Genomic DNA, 16,632 nt, shown 5'->3' with positions numbered 1-16,632 from the left:
CGGTCAAATAAATCACGCTTCAAAAACTCTGCTGGCGGTCACAACTTTTTCTGCTTCTTCTGCGGGCCACGAAACGCGTCGATGGCTCTCGCCAACTCCCGCGGGTCGGACACCCCAGGCAGCAGAGTGGTTCCGGTCACCCCTTCATAGAGCCAAACCGCCAAGGCGAGCAACCCGGGGTGGCGGCTCGCCTCTTCTTCCGAAAGCGCGGGCGCCCTGGGCCCCCAGTAGGGGTCGCTGCGGATGTGCTCATAAGCCCGGGCGAGACTCAGGTAATTCAGCGCGTTTTCTTCAAAGAAATCCGCGCTCGTCACGCGTCCGGCAAGCATGAGCACGGTGAGCCTTGGGAGACCCAGGTAGCGCGCACACCTGGTCGCGAACGCGTCGCTGATGTTTGCGCTGGAGCGCGTGCCGTTGCGCAACTGCACGATGTAGCCGTACGTCACATCCAGCTCTGCAGCGAGGTCCGCCATGGTCTGGGCACGCTCCCGGGCAGACTGCATCAGCATCGCCATCAACGGGCCGCCCTTGGGAATCTCCTCCTCGGCCCACACCCCGACGCTTTGTTCAGATTCGCTGGGCGCGCCCTCAGAGGAGGGCTCTTTCGCGACGCTCTTTTTTTTCAGTTCAATGACTTTCGACATCTTGGCCTTTCTTGAGTTGTCCTGGTTGGGATGAGGCACAAATCACACCTCAATCCTGTGTAGCAACCGGCAGTTGGCCCTGAGGGGCCATGCTCGGCAGCTCTGTCCCCGCGTGGCCGCGTTGGGCAGGACGAAGGCGCCATGACCATGAGCGAGGCCATGGGCTTTGCATGCCAGGGGTTTCCATGGAGGGTTTACCGGGGCGCGAGCCCCGGACGGAATGCCCCAACCCCTGTCCGTGCTGCAAGCGGAAGGGGTTAGCGACCCCGGGCGGTCATCGCCCCGGGGTTCGCCTTGTTTAGATTAGTACAGCAGCCTCCAAAGTCGCCATCTCATTGTTTTTACTTGGATTTTGCTCATCCCCCCGTTGCCGATAGTCCATGGGTTCGTTGTCCATAGTCCCTGCGCGTGGACTATCGGCAACGCCCACCAGGAACCGGGTCGCGTCGAAGTGCTCGGCAGTCGCCGGAACGAGTGCCGTTGACCCTCCCTTGTCGGGAATCGCCGACGCTGGCGATTGGCTTCGGCGCGCGCGGACCTCGGCGCTGCCCTTGCTGCGCTGGATTTCCGCAATGCCGGGGCGCAGCCAAGCCACGGTCCAGGACGGCAAAGCGCCTATGGCCTCCAGACTGTCACGCACCGCTTTTCTGCGCGCCCGCAGCGTGCCCTCGGGGATGCCGTCGGCGGCATCGCTCCAGAGGCGGTGCATCAAGGTGTCGATGCCGATAGGTACCGACCGCCCCGGCCGCAGGGTGGTCGACAGAAAGGCATGCATCGCCTGGGCGGTGTCCGTCGCCAGCATCTGGCGTTCGGTCAGCGAGACCTGCGCGTAGAGACTGCCCATCACGGCCCCGGCCAAACGGCAGTTCACCGCGAGGTGAAGGCGCAGGTCGCTGCCGTGAACGACGCTGACCAGCCGGGACTGCCGGAAAGAACGCTGAGCGTCGTCGGCTTTTTCCCAGACCACCACCTCGCAAAGTCGGCGCAACTGCGCCTCACGCAGCTGCTGACTGCGTCCGCCCTGGCTGCCACAGCGTCCGGCAAGCTCACGCCAGGAAGTGCGGATGTACAGTGTTTCGCCATCGGCCGCTATCTGACTCTCATGCAGGGCGCGCCACAGGTCTTGCCCAATGCCCTGGGTATACCGGTCGATGACCACGGCGCTGCGGCTTGCGACGGCATAGTGCTCCTGCGCGAGCTCGAGCAGGGTCAGCAGCAGCGTTTGCTCGGGCATGCCCAGCGCTTCTCGCGCGCTGAAACGCAGGGTCAACCCGCCGTGCTTCGGGCGGTACTCGACATCCAGAGTGGGTCGCACCTTGCTTTTGGGCAGGGGTCGAAACAAGCAGCTCAGCCCTGTCGCCGGGTCGAGCCGCACGATGCGGGACGTGCTGGTCTGCTTCATCGCCGACTCCCCTGGAGTTTGAGTTGCCGCGGGCTTGGGGCTCGCCGCGTCTTATCCGCACTCAGCTGGAATCCGTCGCGCCCATCGGCAGCCACGACTCGCGCCAGAACCCCGCCTGCCAAGCGCTGCAGCGTTTGCGTCGGTTGCGGCGGCAGGTAGTTCGATTTCGCGACATCGAGCAGCAGGAACTGCCCACGAGCGTCTTCCGCGAGGCTGGCCTGTTGCGCCTGTTCCCGGCTCATGCGGCTGAGATTGAGCTGCCAGCGCACGCCATCGGTCAGGGCGGAGGAACCGCGCGCCGCCCCTGCGGCATCGCCCTGCCCGGCAAACGTGGCTGCCTTGGTGGCGTGATGGGCGAACACCACCGCCGCACCAGTGCGCTCGGCCAGGCGACGCAAGGTCTGCACCACCAGATTCATCGCCGCGGAATCGTTCTCGTCGCCCTCATGAAACTGCCGCAGCGGGTCGATGAGCACCAGGCGTGCTCCCTCGCTGGCGTTGGCCAGGTCTTGCAACACTGTGGTGCGCTTCATGTTGCGGTCGAGCAGCGCGTAACGGTGTGACGCACCGGCGAACAGGTGCAGATTGCTCCCCAGTTGCGTGACAAATTCTGCATAGTCACGGGTGATACCAAAGCGTTCCCGCTGCTCAAACAGCGCGCAGGCAATCGCATGCAGCCGGTGCTGCAGTACCACCGCGGATTCCTCAGCGGTGACCAGCACCACACGGGCGGGCGCGGCCGCTGGCATCAGCCCGGAGAACAAACCGGCGCAGGCCGACGTCCCGGTGGCCAGCGCTACGGCAAGCTGGAGCTCGAGCATGGTTTTGCCGACGCCTCCAGGCCCGGCCAACATGCCCACCGTGCCGCTGAGCAGTCCCGGCAGGACATGGTCCAGCGGAGGCGGTGCGCTGGTGAGCAGGGTGCGGATGTCCAGCGGTGCGGAGAATGCAGGCACGCGTGACGCTGTCTTGGAGCGCTCAGTCATGATGAGCTCCGCGGACGAATTGGCCTAGCCAGGCTTGGACATCTGTTGCTCTCCAGCGCAGCAGCCGGGTGCCGGGCAGTTGGAGGCGCGGCGGCACTGCATCCGGGTTGCGGCGCAGGTCTTTTTTGATGGTCTGCGCACTGCGGCCTAGCATTTCCGCCAGGTCCTCCAGGGTGAGCAGTTTTTCCGAATGATTCATTTTTTTCTCGCGGGCCGGTCTTCAGGGGACACGCCTGTCGACCGACCGCGACCTTCGTGCCGGCTGAAGCCTCGTTTTGGCTCCAGCTGACACGTCTAGCCACCTCTTTCCTTAAATAAAACGCCTCCGGGGTCGGCTAGCCATTGCCGAGGAGCTCCTGCGCATATCCAATTAACTTGAGCCTGTACTGCCTCTCCCGTTGCGGCGGGATGGATGCGCCGGTAGACAAGCAGGTGTTGCGTCAGTCCTGTGCATGCCGGAGCCCTTTGAACTATACTTCCGACTGTCCGGAGGTATTAGTCACCATGTCCACTCAACTCTTCATCCCCACCGCAGAAGCTGCGTTCATCGCTGACCTGACGGACCGGCAAATGAATCGGGTTGTGGACGAACGCTTGTTGCCAGAGACCCTCTTCGAACAGCGAGGCAACAGCCGCTGGTTTACCCTCTTGGCGGCTGCCTTCGCGAAGTTCTACTTCGCGAACGAAGACCTGCTCCTCGCGGGCGCTCGTCGGCAGGTGCTCGAGGAACTCACAGCGCGGGTCGAACAGCTGGCGGTGAAGGACCGCGTCCTCACCTGGATGCTGCTGGACGCCGTCAGCTGGAAGGTCGAGCGCAAGACCTTGGTCGTTGACGTCAAACCCTACATTCAGAGCGCGCTAGCCCGTGCCAAGGAAGTCGACCAAGCGGAAGCGCTGGTGACCACTGACCAAGAAGTCATGGACGGAGCGGCGGTGTTCGCAGGCACTCGGGTGCCCGTCGACATCGTGCTTGGCTCGCTGGCCGCTGGCATCGACATGGGTCGCCTGAAGGCGTCGTACCCGTTCCTGACCGAAGCGCACATCCAGTCCGCCAAGGTCTACAACGAAGTCCATCCTCGCCGTGGCCGGCCGCGCCGCATCTCAGAGGCGAATCCAGGGCTCCCGCGTCGTGTCACGCGCGTCGTCAAGCGCGTAGCCGCTGCATGACGTTCCGGTTCCTCATCGACGAGTGCCTCACACCGGAACTCGTACAGATGGCTATTGACGCGGGCCACGTCGAGTCCACTTGCGTGCGCGACCGGGGTTTGGCAGGAACCAAAGACTGGGTACTCATCGAACACGTGGTTGCCGGTGACTTCACGCTGGTGACCCACAACTCTGTCGACTTCCGCGGTGGCGGGCCAGGCAATCTCGGCGGGGAGCACGCGAGGCAGCCGATTCACGCGGGTCTCGTGTGCTTGAACTCCGTGCACACCCTCGACCTGCAGCGGCAGCTCGACCTATTTCAGATAGCCCTCAACGAGCTCGCGGCGATGGATGACCTGGTCAATCAGGCGTTGGAGGTCTTCGAACATGAAGATGGCTCCATCGAGGTGACCATCTATGACATTCCTGACGCAGCGTAGCCGCCCCGCCATGTATGCAGGTGAGGCCTGGCCTCACGTTAGCGGAACGCGCGGTGGCCAGCTTCAACACCGACCGGAGGCTCTGGTTCGGCAAAAGCGCCTACAACCCTGACGTTCTGGTCAAGGTGTTGACCATCTTCCGCACTGACTTCAACTACGGCGAGGTGGGCCGGGACGGAAAAACCCCGACCATGCACCTGGGCCTAGCCCGGGGACCCGTCGCTCCGGAGGACATCAGCCACTATCAGCCAGACCTGCCCGCTAGGCGTCGGGCCCCAGTCAACAAAACAAAGCCCCTCGCGCCGAGGCGGGAGGGGCTTGAATCAACCGGGATGGCTTAGCAATACCTAACAGAACGGCTAGCCGGGGTCGGGGGCGAAAAAAATCTAAATTTAAGGTGAATGAGTGATTGGCATCGCCTGGCCTAATCGTCAGTACCTCCGGCTCCCTCGGCGCCCGCTGTCTCCTCGACCGCTGCCCGCCGGGCAAGCTTCGTGGCTTCAAACGCGAGAATCAACAGCGTGCCGGTTGGCTTGCCCTCGCGGGAAAGATAAAAATCAGTTTTCAACTTGCCCGTCACCTTGACGAAGTCGCCCTTCACGAGACCCGGGTTGGAATCTTTCATGACCCGCACGGTGTACCAGGTCGGCTCCTTGTCGATACCGCGCTGGCTTTCGGCGAGACGGAACTCCCAGTAGGCCTTGCCGCTCGTTTTGCTTTCCTTGCGTGCCGCATCCGTGGCCACGTTTCCAAAAACTTGCATAAGTTTGTTGTCCTCATTCGAATGACGATGGCGGACGCCATCACAACGTATAGCGACTACAGAAATGACCGCGTTGAGCCGCCACGAGCGGAGTAGGATTCACAAATGAACTGACCCACCTCCGCGGGCTCCCCGCCTGCAAGACCCCCAATGAAGACGCACGACAGAGGGTTCGTGCGCCCATCGAAAGGGGATTCATCATGGAAGGGCATCGTCAGTACCTCGCAGCGCTCTCGCTGCTAAACGAAGGCGCCATCATCGAGCAGATGTCAGGGGCGCCTATTACCTACCGCCTGAAGCATGCAGGGCAGTCAGTGCCTCTGACCGGTGGGGTGTTTCAACAGCTCATCGCCCATCGGCACATCCGGCAAAGCTGCCGTCTAAGCGGACGGGTCGTCTTTGTGCCTGTCTGAGGACGGAAGACCTCGGCTCCGCCGATTGGTGGGGCCGAGCGGACCGGCACGCCGGGGCCAGAGCCTCTAGCGCGAGTTGGCGGAAATGGCGAATTCAACAGCTCACCAAGTCATCTCACTGATGCCGGAAGCTCAGGCATTAGCCACCGTATAAAGCAGCCGACAAGGCAGGAGAGGAACAACATCGACTCGTGCTCACGGACGCGCGGCTGGGGCTTGGAGCGCCCAATATGGCGGCGGAGCTCGCACGCAAGTTGATGACTGGGTGCGAAAAAGAGACTCCCTAGGCCAGGGGTTACCGTCACTCGGTCTCCTCCTCGCTGGGCAAAAACGGCGATACGGGCAACTCCCAACGACCGCGCGCAGGGGGCAATTTGAAGGGCAAGAAATTGGCTTCGAACCACCCATCCGTGCTCCAACGATTGGTCGCATCGATGCGGACTTTGGGAAGCCAGGTCGGCAGCATCTGCACGATGATGTGGCCGATGCAGTCGTCTGTCAGGCTGACACGGCCATCGCGATACTTATAGGGAACCGCAGCCCAGACTTCGTAGACCCCATGCTCCCGGCGGCGGATGTGGCTGCGACCCTCGGTGAGCACCTGGCCATTGCTCGCTGCCGCGAGTTGTTCGACGAGACGAATGGCATCGCGCTCGATGCGCTCGGTTTTGCACTGCACCACGACCTGGCGCAGGGTTTTACCGTCCGCCGTTTTGCGGCCAAGCGCATGAATCAGGGCGACCAGGTCGGCCTGGCGCTCGGAGCCGCGCTTGCTCCGGTCCACCTCAAACCAGATGGCATCCAGCCCGGCTTTCTCAAACGCCACGGCGTCGGGCCGCAGGTTCTTGAGGACGGTGCCATTACCCCGCCTGACGGAGACGGTGATGTAACCCTGCACGGGCTTTTTCGCTCCGGCGTTCAGTTCCTGCAACAGCTCCGATTCGGTCAGCGCCCGAAGGCCGCGCGCCCGGGCGCAGATGACCAGAAACTGGGCCCAGAGGCGGTGCTCGGGATTGGTCATGTCGCTAACCCGCCGCACCGAGGAGGCTGCGGCGTAACCGTGTTCACCGAGCCAATCGACACCGCGCTGGGTCAGTCCATAGACGGTCTGAAATCGGTCGGTCCTGTAACGGCGTAACAGCCCCTGTTTGACCATGCCGCGCACGGCGCGCTGGGCGGCGGTCAAGGCCGCCTTGAAGGGGCGTTCCGGGAAGCACCAGGCGGCGATGTCGATAGTCCTGATAACCCGGAATCGGTCGACTAACTTGAGTGAGCGTTCATAAATCACATCGCGCAGCCACAGGCTGGAAGCCCTTGCCGTGATGCCGCGGGTCGGCATGCGGCACGAGGGCTTGGTGGCTCCGGTAACCGTGGCGGGTGTTACGGAGCCGCTCGTGGAGGGCACGACAGTGACACCGTTACGAGTGCTCGCAGGGTTGATGACACCATCTGCCGCAGTGATGTCGGCGGTGGTGTGACGTGTGACCGGCGGCGATGACACGGGAGCACAGTCGGCTGTGGCATCTGTCTTTGCGGAGGTGTTGGGTTTCGACATAGGCGGTCTTTCAGCGCTGAAAGTTTTCGGGGCCGCCCATCGACCAGACTTCCTGCGATGCGGCGGGGCTTATTGCGTATAGCAACGACCGCGCAACCGAGGCTCAGCGTCCTGCGCACCACGCCGCCGCGTTCTTAATCTGGGTGACTCAAGGGGCTGACCGAGCGGTCGCCCGCTGGCAGGGGGCAGGAGGTTTTTCCCCAGCGGGCAACCTCGCGCGCCAGGGGCGCGCGTCGCTCACGTTTTCGTCGCGACGTCTCTCAAGGTCGGCTGTTCCGTCGCCCGGCTGCGCCGGTGCGAACCGCCGCCGTCCCGGATGTACTTGCAAGGCCACTGTGCTATCGACGTCGGCTCCAACTGTTCTGCCAGCAGCCGTGCTGTCGCAGCTTGCCCACGGTTTCATGCAGCCGTGCTGCCGAGCGCCTGGTCGCCCCAGTTTCATCGATGAAATTCGTCCGGCGAGGGCGGGCTCAGGCGCGGAGTTTCATCGATGAAATCGCGGGACCCGCGCTGCAGTGTCTCGGCGCTGGTCGCGCCGAGCTGTTCGCACGAGGGCATGCTGCGCTGGGCCGGCGGCGGTTCGCACCGCCTTGCCGTGCCCGGTCGCGGCAGATGCCTCCTCACTGACGTACCGACTGGGTGTAGCGTGACCCCTACTCGCAGCAACAGTTTCATCGATGGACGCTGCTGGACGCAGCGCCGTCCGCCCGCGGGTCCGTCGAGGTGATGGCCTGTGGTGCCATCGGGCCAGGCGCACTCGATGATGTCCGTGTCGATGGTGAGAGTGCCGCCAGTTGCCAGCCACCGTGGTCACGGTGATGCCAGGGGACGTGTTCCCGTGGTGCCCGCGGCGGTGTAACCGTCGGCATCTCAGCGATGCACAGGGAGCGCTACCCCGTAGCCTTCGAAGGAGTCGGATGGCTACCGAACTCGTGCCAAGCGGCGACAACTGCCTGCACATCCTCCAGCGTTCGGCGCAGCTCCGACGCACGCGCTTCTTCGAGAAGCTTGCGCACCTCGTCTGCCGACATCGCCCGAATGGTCTCCGCGACGCCGGGGCTATCCTGGTCGCATTCGGTCAATCCGCTCACTTCTTAGTCCTCACTCGAAGAGGTTCCGCAGTAGGTAGCGCGACGTGAGCAGGGATTGGCATAGGCCGCAGCTCGCTCCTGTCGTGGAGCGCCTTGGCCGTCGCGAGCATGCGTGCCACGCTGGCCTACTTCATTGCGAGCAGGTCGATGACGTCGTTCTTGCGGTCATACGAGGTCATTGCGTGCTCCAGTGGCTTTGAGTGTAGGCACACCAGACGGCGCCGGGAAGAGGGCGCGTGATGCGGGCATGGCTTGAAGCGCGTCAGCCCGGACGTTCTGGCTCTGGACCAGTCGCCGATAGCGCCCGCACCAACCCTCGAAGGGCCTCAATCAGTCGCACCCCGTGCATCCGCGACGCGGAACTGGTGGCTTGCGACGGGCACCATCTGTGCGACCTCTACACGGATTCCATGTCAGAGTTGCAGAACGCTAAGCTGACGTCTCGCTGCGGAATCGGCGAGTTTGACTATGGAGGCGTCTCGATGGGAACGTATCCCGAATTCCCTGCGTCCGTGTATTTTCAGCCATGGGTTGGCGGGGCTTTTGAAGAGGGTCTTTGGGGGCGTCGCACCCTCATCCTTGGGCAATCTCACTACCAGTGGGATTCGGACGTGCCCGTGACCGCTGACCTCACGCGGCAATGCATTGAGGAGCAGCGTTCAGGTGAAGACAGTGTGGCGCACTGGACAAAGATTGCGATGGTTGCCATCGGGCACGCGCCGACGCTGGACGAAAAGCGACGCTTCTGGGACTCTGTCGCGTACGCCAATTTCATTCAGGAATCGGTTGGCCACGGCCCCCGTGTCGGACCGAAATCTGAAATGATTGAAGCGGCCAAGGAACCCTTCCTCGCAACGCTTGAAGTCCTTCGACCCGACGTGGTGTGGGTCCTCGGGTACACGCTTTGGAACTGGTTGCCTGAAGAGGCAACAGCTGGCCCGACGATTCAAAAGAACGTAAGAGCACTGTCGTGCTGGTACGACTTGGCTCCGCAGCCGAGGATGAGTCAACCCGTGAGGCGCGTGCTGGCGGTTCGCATGTTGCATCCGAGTGCCGGCTTCAGCAGCGCCGCTTGGCATGCCGTCGCCGCGGAAGACGCCCATCAAGTCTGATGACTAGACTAGGTGACTATCTGCGCGTAGCGCTTTCGACGTTCCCAACAACTCTTGGTGTCGCGGTCACTAGGCTGCTGGAAAGGCTCAACCAGGAACACGCTGCAGGATAGTCGAGGCAAACTAAGGTGTATCCAGGTCGGCAGTCAACTGGATAGGTGAGAGCAGAGCGAAGGCAAGCGCGAGTCGCATGCCCGGACGCACTGTGAGCTGCTGCGACAGCTAGCCCATCCACCGCTTAGGCCGCGTTGGTTAGAAGGGGCAGATTGAAGTCAATCAGTACGGCCTTACACTGCGTCCTAAGGACGCAGTGTAAGGCCGTACTGCGAAGAAGTCAAAGCCCGTCTCCGATGCAAATCGTCTGGAGGACTAGGCTACGGTAGCTCCAGCTGCTACACTTGCGTCCTGAGGACGCAAGTGTAGCAGCTGGACGTATAGAACTGCTGCGCGGATGCTTGATTTTTCAAGCATAGCGCCGTACGCTGTGTCCTCAGGACACAGCGTACGGCGCTATGACGAATCCAAAAAACCTAGCAGTCCCAGCGCACACTGACCTTCTCCCTCTCGTCGCGGAAAGCCTAAGCGCGTCCACCGGACCGGCCATTACCGCTTACGAACTCGGCAAGCTGGTCTATTTGAAGGGCAAGTCTCTGGAAATCGAGGCGTCTAAGAGGGAGTACGAGCGGGTCATGGATGCGCTCCTCGCCGTCCGGCTGTTGGTCAAGATAAGCGGCGCCCGCAGCGCCTATCTGCTCTTCGGTCACTCCGCGGCAAGTCCCGCGGAGATTGCATGCTGCCTCGACCCGTTCGCGTATGTGTCGCATCTGAGCGCCATGGAGCACCACGGCCTCACCGACAGGTTCCCAAAAATCCTCTATCTAACCAGGCCTCCGGCAATCGAATGGCGCAAGCAAGCCAAGGCGCGCATGGCAAGAGACCTTGCAGAGGACTTGGTGGCGTATAAGCAGTCTGGCCTCCCTCGACTAACGCTCCCGGCTCTGAGCAACCTCTTAGGAACAACTATCCATGTTCATGAGCGGAGCCAGTTTGGAGCATTTCGGAACGTCGCTGGCTCGCCTCTAAGAGTCGCAACGATTGGTCGCGTCTTCCTCGACATGCTGCGCGAACCCAAGTCGTGCGGCGGTATGCAACACGTCATTGACGTTTATCGACGCGAAGCAAAGCGCAACCTAAAGCTCATCGTGGACGAAGTGAGCCGCCACGGTCAGTCCATCGACAAGGTTCGCGCTGGCTACGTGCTGACGGAGGTGTGTCACCTGCAGTTCGACGCAGCAAGCGAGTGGCAAACCTATGCGCAGCGCGGTGGCTCTCGAAAGCTGGACCCCGACGGCGAGTACGTCTCGAACTACTCCGAGACGTGGAAGCTATCCATAAACGTGCCGTCACTTAGCTCTCCAGAGCAGGAATTCGACGATGCTTGAAGAACTCGACCTCCCGGAATGGGTCAAAAAGGCCCCCCTAGGGAAAGCCAGCTTCCGAGAAGCTGTCCATATCGTTCTCCACGCAATTAGCACCTCCCTCGCACTTCGGTCGACGATGGTCATGAAGGGGGGAATGCTGATGGCCATCAGATACGACAGCAGCCGATTCACAAAGGATGCGGACTTCTCCACACGCGAAAAGTACGCCAAGAACTCCGAAAAGGAGTTGTTAGAGGAACTCGACCAGCAGCTTGCGCTAGCGAACGACCAGTTACCCTATGACACCATGTGTAGGCGACAGCGAGCCGTAATCAACCCGCGTCGGCCTGATGCAAAGTTCCCCACACTCTCGGTGAGCATCGGATACGCGCAGAGAAGCAAAATCGCAGCCGTCGCGAGGCTCAACAGCGGACAGGCCACCACTGTCGTGCAGATTGACTACAGCTACAACGAGGCTGTCTACGACGTTGAGCTTTTGGGCCTTGGCGATGTAGACGGGCTTCAGGTCTATAGCTTCGAGAACCTGCTCGCAGAGAAAATGCGCTCTCTACTGCAGCAACCAATTCGAAACAGAAACAGGCGCCAAGACGTTTACGACCTAAACCTCCTGCTAGCCTCCGGGGCCGCGTTCACGGCAGAAGATAAGAAGGGGCTACTTGAACTGCTGGCAACCTCGTGCCGCGAACGCGGAATTGAGCCCAATAGAGGCTCGTTTGCCAATCCTGAAATCAAGAGGATGGCCAGTGAGGGATACGAAGACCTTGCCCCAGAAGTCGAAGGCGAGCTACCGCCATTCGAAGAAGCCTACGCGCGAGTCCAAGGCTTCTACGAAGACCTCCCGTGGGACTATCTCCCTGCGGCTACTCCAGAGGCCAACGGACAGGCGAGCATTGCCACCGACAGCGTTTAGTTGAGCCTGAACGACTAGCCAGAAGCCGATAGCAGGTCATCTTTGACGGCTCGCTCAAGCGCGCCGCGTTTGTGGGGTGACGCTTCCTTTCCAACAGTGGTGACTACACGATGCACACAACAGCACCGGAGTCAGCAACATGCACATCAAAACCCGCCGTAACCGTGCCCTGCTCTACCGCTCAGCCTGGGTCCCCAAGGGCACCGCCGGCAACACCCACGGCTACACGCACCAGCGATACGTGGGCAGCATCCCCCTCACTGCCGCCGCCATCTCGCCCAACCTGCAATCAAAGCTTTCGCCCGCCGAACTCGCCTTTGTTGAATCCAAAGTCTGCACCCCAGCCCGGCAGCGAGCCTCGGAGGAAAATCGTGCGGCAGAGCAACGTGAGATGGACCCTGCGTGGCGGATTGAAGAGGCGTTACGGTTGCTGGGTGAAGCGGCTGACCGCAGTGCTGGGCAACCCGTCCCGGCCGCCCTTGTTGAACAGCTGCAGCAGGTGGTGGGGGGACTGCATGCGAAGGGCTCGGCCGTAACCGCCGTAACCACCGAGTCCGCCGACCCGCTGGCGGAGGCACTCACCGGCATCCGTACTGCCGCCCAATCCGTGGCCGCCGGTCATTACGGCAAAGCGCCCGCAGAAGGCGTCCGCACCACCCGCACATACAAGCTTTGGTCCCAGCTTTTGGATTCAGTCCAGGGGGACACCGACGGCTCGCTGTTGCGCGCGTTACAGGAAAGTGGGTACGTCAAGCGGCGGGGCCATTAGCTTGCAGCAAGCCGATGGCAAAGCAGCCCACCAACACCTGCCCACTTGGCACCTAACCGCACATGAATTTGTCCAGCTCACCTTCGCAGTGAAGAAGCCGTTCGTCTGGGACCCCATACGCGCGTGCCAGCGCCACGCTGTTGGCCAGAAGGTTTTCATTGAGCCGGACATCGAACGCAACATTGGTCAAATCGCCCAGTTGTTGGAACTTGGCATCCATTTCTTCCAACAGAGATTGATACTTTGTTCCGACTGCCTTACGAAACTGCTGCAACTCAACATTCAGACGCTTCTGAGCTGCTTGCACTCTGCTTCCAAGAAAAAGCGATAAAAGCTTACCAGCAAACGACCCTATTACTGCCCCAATCACAGGAATTGGGATTAACGTTTGTCCCGCTGCCGTGCAAATACCGACGAGAGCCGCATCGCTACAAACAAATAGGCCATTATCAATAAGCGTTCCCATCGAAATCTTGCCCGCATGGTAATCGGACACCAGCGATGCGACCCCCTTTGCTGCTGACACAAATGCGCCGGCGAAAGGAGCTGACAGCTCCGCACTATTCGTCAAGACATAAATAGCACCACCTGCGATAGCCCCACCGACGCCTCCTTTGAGCGCTGCGCCACCGACCTCTTCCCAGTCTTCCGCAGTAAAATCGCCCTTGAAGATATTCTTTCCCTCCCGATACTTGACCCATGCCTTCGCTGTAAAGCCTACAGCTGCTCCTACAGCAGCAGCGCTACCTGCGGCCTTGAAGCCTTCGGCGACTGATGGTTGATGCCTAGCCTGAATCTGATTCTTCAGTGTTTCGTTTTGCCCGCGAAGGTCGCTCTCGTGTCGGTCAATTGTCTGATTTATTTTACCGACCTGCACCTCCGAATAGTCGGATACCGAAGGTCTAACGACTTCATCAAACGACTTACCGGATAATTGTTCGATGTGTTGCACTTTATCGCGGATTGCTTGGACTGTTTTTGCACTTAAGTCGCCAGTATTGCCATTTAGAACCGAATTAATTTGGTCAATTTGTTCCTTCTGGATTTGATAGATGGAGCCATCTCGACCGAAGTTCGTATAACGGTCCATATGGTCAATCACATGGCTCAAGGTGTTATTGCTTCCATTAATGAATTTGGACTGGACGTCAATGCCTCCAACCCGGTAATCCATAGGTGCCGTTCTGCCAACTCCATCGAACGTCGCCGTGGGTTCCATACCCCCCAAAACATCTCGAGCGCGCCTCACGGCCACCTCGACTTGCTCGGCAATCTCGCCGTGTTTGGTGTTATCTCGACCTAAAATGTGTTCGGGGGCGCCAATGAAGTCGCGGACCTTGGCCATCTCCGCGATAGATTTCAAGAAAGAAGCATCTTGGGCTGCTAACTGCCCGTTTGCGTCTCGAAACCTGGTTGCATTAATTCCATCAACGAAAATGCCGGCAAACTGGTCGGAAACTGAAGACGAATCTGGAATATTAATTTTTTGTTTCACTAATAAGCTCCATTACTAGCGTCTTGTAATTTTTTATTTAATAAAGCAGACAAAGATTGCACGTGATTAATCAACGCAGCTAGCGTCTGTTTTTGCTTGGCATCGAATTCTGCGTATGACTTCGGAGCATTGACACTGAGGTCCGAGAACAATTTATTCATGCCTTGAACGTGCTCTCGTGTAAGGTCCAATAGCTGCAATATTTCCCGAATAGCCAGTTTGAGCGTACAAATTCCGATTTCAATTGGTTTCAGCTTCTCATCAGCTTCTTTCGCGACATTGCTATTTGCATTTGCGACATAGACCGCTCCTGCTACAGCCGCGGCTCCCGCGAACCCCCACCCAATCGGCCCAGCCAAAGCGAGCAATGCACCACCACCGCTCATACCCCCTCCACCGGCGGCTATGGCACCGCCACCCAACCATGCGAGAGCAGCATTCGAAGCTGCTGCACCAGACAACGTTGCAATGGCCGTACCTGTAGACGCGGTCCCAAAGGTAGTCGCAATGGCCATTGCGGCGGTTGGAGCCAGCATCGCAGTGGTTGCGCCGGCCGCGACGCCCGCTCCGGTTGCTGTGGAGCCTGTAACCTTGATGTCTTTCAGGCGCGTATCGGTCTCTGCAACCACGCCGTCAAAAGTCTGAAGTTCGACGTGATACGCCGCAAATGCTCGATTAAATTCTTTTGGAATCGACGCCAATCCATTTACGAAGGACTCTATAGGTCCAATCAACTCTTCGCTGCTCGACCGACGGAGCGCATAGAGCTGCTCTGCGAGTTTTTTTGTTTGCTCTTGATGTGAGTTGTAGCAGTCAACTGCTGTCTTTAGACGATTTCGTGCTGAAGCAGCAGCGTCCATATTCAACATGTAGTCATCCCCTCAATTTGATAGTGCACGATAACGGTCAGCTCAAAGCTTAATTGGAGCGGCACGGCAGTTCTTCGAACGTCAGCTAATGCAATCACTGTTTCGTTGCGTTACTTAAATCACCTTTGAATGGCAGAACGATAGTAATTTTCATCTCTCGTTTACAGGTGTTGACATTGAATGTCCTGCGCCAGACTGCGCATTTGGTTGCAGCGTGGCCATAACCCCCTCCAGCTTATCAAAACCGTCCGTTGTCGCTTCCGTCGCACTTCATGCGTGATGGTGGCTTTTCGCAGTCGGCCAATATAGCAAATCAAAAATACGCAGACGATGTATTCTGTCCGCACAACGCGGACCTACAAAACCTGGTCGCAGCTCCTGGAGGCGGTCCAGGGCGAAAACGACGGCAGCCTGTTACGGGCGTTACAGGAAAGTGGGTACGTCAAGCGCCGAGGGAGGTAAGAGCCAACCTCGGCGCATCTCCGAGGTTGGCGGATGCGGTTCTGGGGGTCAGTAGCTACACGAAGCAGGCCAACTACCACCCCAGGAGAAATGACTCTATGACCATCAAAATTCACCGGTCCGCCGGCATCGTTCTCGACCCCATTCAGTTTGCGGAGGAACTCACAACACTCAAGAAAAAACCCACTTCCCAAGGGCATGCGTTGCTGTGCGAACTTCCTGAGGCAGTTGTCCAGCTCTTGGAGAGCCCGCTGGTCCCACACGGCGTTGGGATGGGCGTCGCAGCAACGCAGAACGGCATGCCCTGCGCGGTTATTCATATGCAAGCTGCGTCGACGCAGGCGATGTACATCGTGCCGCTTGTCGACAAGGTCTCGCGTGATTGGTTTATCGAAGCTGTCGAAAGTCGCCATGGAGTGACACTTGCGGTGTCTGTTACGGAGACGCAGCAGCTGGCCCTGCTGAACTCAGCGCGACTTGTCGATGACATCAATAGCGAGCAGTGGCGTGACGCGAAGCAACAGGTCATGCGGGCACGCTATGAACTGGAGGCAGAGGCCCGCGGTCTGGACTTCTACAAGCTGCTGCTCGAAGTCGAGGCAGCGCCGCGGTCTGTGATTCAAGGCTTTGTAGTCGAGACACTTCACGTGGTCGTTTGCATCCCGGACCCACAGTATGTGCCGCCTGGGCGGGAGGACTTATCAGCCACTGACGGTGCGACACCGTCAGTGGTCCATTGACGCCGCCCAGCCGGCATTAGAGGGCAACAACAAGAACGTGTATCTCCACCGGCTTGCCGGTCGTTTACACGTCGCAATTCAGCGCCGAATCCTTTCTGGGTTCGGCGCCTTTTCTTGTAGGGGCAACCACCGAATATTTTGAACGCGTCGTCCGAATGCACGCACCCCGGCCTAGAGCGAGATGGCACCCGCCCTGGCCCTAAGAGGGTCTTGCGGTAGGCAGCTCAGCCGTATTTTGGCGTAGGAGGCGGAATGGCCAATGCGATTTGTGACGAAGACACGGCGAATCTCGGGCTGCACACATCACCCACTCAGCGGACCTGGAGCAGGCGCGGTGCTTGTGCAAACTGCCGGTGCGCAGACCGCACGTAACGCATGACCTGACCGGCCGAC

17 protein-coding genes are annotated in these 16,632 nt (G+C 59.9%); 8 read left to right on the top strand and 9 right to left on the bottom strand.

Annotated elements, in window-relative coordinates:
• Positions 1-38 precede the first annotated feature (38 nt).
• From THI_RS04255 to THI_RS04240, 4 genes are all read right to left on the bottom strand, one after another.
• Positions 39-644, bottom strand: a complete 606-nt coding sequence (locus THI_RS04255) for a hypothetical protein (protein WP_013105000.1) — start codon at positions 642-644, stop codon at positions 39-41.
• Positions 645-942: 298 nt separating this feature from the next.
• Complete coding sequence (repC, locus tag THI_RS04250; protein WP_013104999.1) at positions 943-2,046, bottom strand: replication protein C, IncQ-type; 1,104 nt, start codon at positions 2,044-2,046, stop codon at positions 943-945.
• The gene (locus THI_RS04245) at positions 2,043-3,032 is read right to left on the bottom strand and encodes a helicase RepA family protein (RefSeq protein ID WP_013104998.1); all 990 of its coding nucleotides are present in this window, start codon (positions 3,030-3,032) and stop codon (positions 2,043-2,045) included. Before THI_RS04245 ends, repC begins: the two co-directional genes overlap by 4 nt.
• Positions 3,025-3,231 (bottom strand): helix-turn-helix transcriptional regulator, encoded by a 207-nt coding sequence (locus tag THI_RS04240; protein WP_013104997.1) that lies wholly within the window; start codon positions 3,229-3,231, stop codon positions 3,025-3,027. The genes THI_RS04245 and THI_RS04240 overlap by 8 nt, the downstream gene beginning before the upstream one ends.
• A gap of 305 nt (positions 3,232-3,536) precedes the next feature.
• Between THI_RS04240 and THI_RS04235 the strand changes: the two genes are divergently transcribed.
• Together THI_RS04235 and THI_RS04230 are read left to right on the top strand one after the other, a co-directional pair.
• A complete protein-coding gene (locus THI_RS04235; protein WP_013104996.1) occupies positions 3,537-4,199 on the top strand; it encodes a DUF433 domain-containing protein in 663 nt (220 codons plus the stop codon).
• Positions 4,196-4,618, top strand: a complete 423-nt coding sequence (locus THI_RS04230; protein ID WP_013104995.1) for a DUF5615 family PIN-like protein — start codon at positions 4,196-4,198, stop codon at positions 4,616-4,618. The genes THI_RS04235 and THI_RS04230 overlap by 4 nt, the downstream gene beginning before the upstream one ends.
• Positions 4,619-5,042: 424 nt before the next feature.
• Here the strand turns inward: THI_RS04230 and THI_RS04220 are convergent, their stop codons facing one another.
• On the bottom strand, positions 5,043-5,381 hold the full coding sequence (locus tag THI_RS04220) for a single-stranded DNA-binding protein (RefSeq protein ID WP_013104993.1): 339 nt from the start codon (positions 5,379-5,381) through the stop codon (positions 5,043-5,045).
• Between the two features lie 200 nt (positions 5,382-5,581).
• Between THI_RS04220 and THI_RS04215 the strand changes: the two genes are divergently transcribed.
• Entirely contained in the window at positions 5,582-5,794 is a 213-nt protein-coding gene (locus THI_RS04215; RefSeq protein WP_013104992.1) for a hypothetical protein, read from the top strand.
• A 301-nt stretch (positions 5,795-6,095) separates the two neighbouring features.
• Here THI_RS04215 and THI_RS04210 read toward each other — a convergent pair whose 3' ends face one another.
• The gene (locus tag THI_RS04210; protein ID WP_013104990.1) at positions 6,096-7,349 is read right to left on the bottom strand and encodes a hypothetical protein; all 1,254 of its coding nucleotides are present in this window, start codon (positions 7,347-7,349) and stop codon (positions 6,096-6,098) included.
• A gap of 890 nt (positions 7,350-8,239) precedes the next feature.
• Positions 8,240-8,440, bottom strand: a complete 201-nt coding sequence (locus THI_RS04205) for a hypothetical protein (protein ID WP_013104989.1) — start codon at positions 8,438-8,440, stop codon at positions 8,240-8,242.
• 482 nt (positions 8,441-8,922) lie between these two features.
• On the opposite strand from THI_RS04205, the gene THI_RS04200 reads away from it, so the two are divergent.
• The 4 genes from THI_RS04200 (at position 8,923) to THI_RS04185 (ending at position 12,673) form a co-directional block, all read left to right on the top strand.
• Entirely contained in the window at positions 8,923-9,552 is a 630-nt protein-coding gene (locus THI_RS04200) for a hypothetical protein (protein ID WP_141130511.1), read from the top strand.
• 512 nt (positions 9,553-10,064) lie between these two features.
• Positions 10,065-10,994, top strand: a complete 930-nt coding sequence (locus tag THI_RS04195; protein WP_013104987.1) for a type IV toxin-antitoxin system AbiEi family antitoxin domain-containing protein — start codon at positions 10,065-10,067, stop codon at positions 10,992-10,994.
• The gene (locus THI_RS04190; RefSeq protein WP_013104986.1) at positions 10,987-11,904 is read left to right on the top strand and encodes a nucleotidyl transferase AbiEii/AbiGii toxin family protein; all 918 of its coding nucleotides are present in this window, start codon (positions 10,987-10,989) and stop codon (positions 11,902-11,904) included. The genes THI_RS04195 and THI_RS04190 overlap by 8 nt, the downstream gene beginning before the upstream one ends.
• A gap of 139 nt (positions 11,905-12,043) precedes the next feature.
• Positions 12,044-12,673 (top strand): hypothetical protein, encoded by a 630-nt coding sequence (locus THI_RS04185; RefSeq protein ID WP_013104985.1) that lies wholly within the window; start codon positions 12,044-12,046, stop codon positions 12,671-12,673.
• A gap of 52 nt (positions 12,674-12,725) precedes the next feature.
• On the opposite strand, the gene THI_RS04180 is transcribed toward THI_RS04185, so the two are convergent.
• Positions 12,726-14,168 (bottom strand): hypothetical protein, encoded by a 1,443-nt coding sequence (locus THI_RS04180; RefSeq protein ID WP_013104984.1) that lies wholly within the window; start codon positions 14,166-14,168, stop codon positions 12,726-12,728.
• Positions 14,168-15,037 (bottom strand): hypothetical protein, encoded by an 870-nt coding sequence (locus THI_RS18360; RefSeq protein ID WP_013104983.1) that lies wholly within the window; start codon positions 15,035-15,037, stop codon positions 14,168-14,170. The genes THI_RS04180 and THI_RS18360 overlap by 1 nt, the downstream gene beginning before the upstream one ends.
• A gap of 560 nt (positions 15,038-15,597) precedes the next feature.
• Between THI_RS18360 and THI_RS04175 the strand changes: the two genes are divergently transcribed.
• On the top strand, positions 15,598-16,239 hold the full coding sequence (locus THI_RS04175; RefSeq protein WP_013104982.1) for a hypothetical protein: 642 nt from the start codon (positions 15,598-15,600) through the stop codon (positions 16,237-16,239).
• Positions 16,240-16,632: the final 393 nt, after the last annotated feature.

The sequence above is a fragment of the Thiomonas arsenitoxydans genome, assembly GCF_000253115.1.
GTDB lineage: Bacteria > Pseudomonadota > Gammaproteobacteria > Burkholderiales > Burkholderiaceae_C > Thiomonas > Thiomonas arsenitoxydans.
Note: the sequence above shows the minus strand (reverse complement) of the source record. Positions and strands in the feature narration are given on the sequence as shown.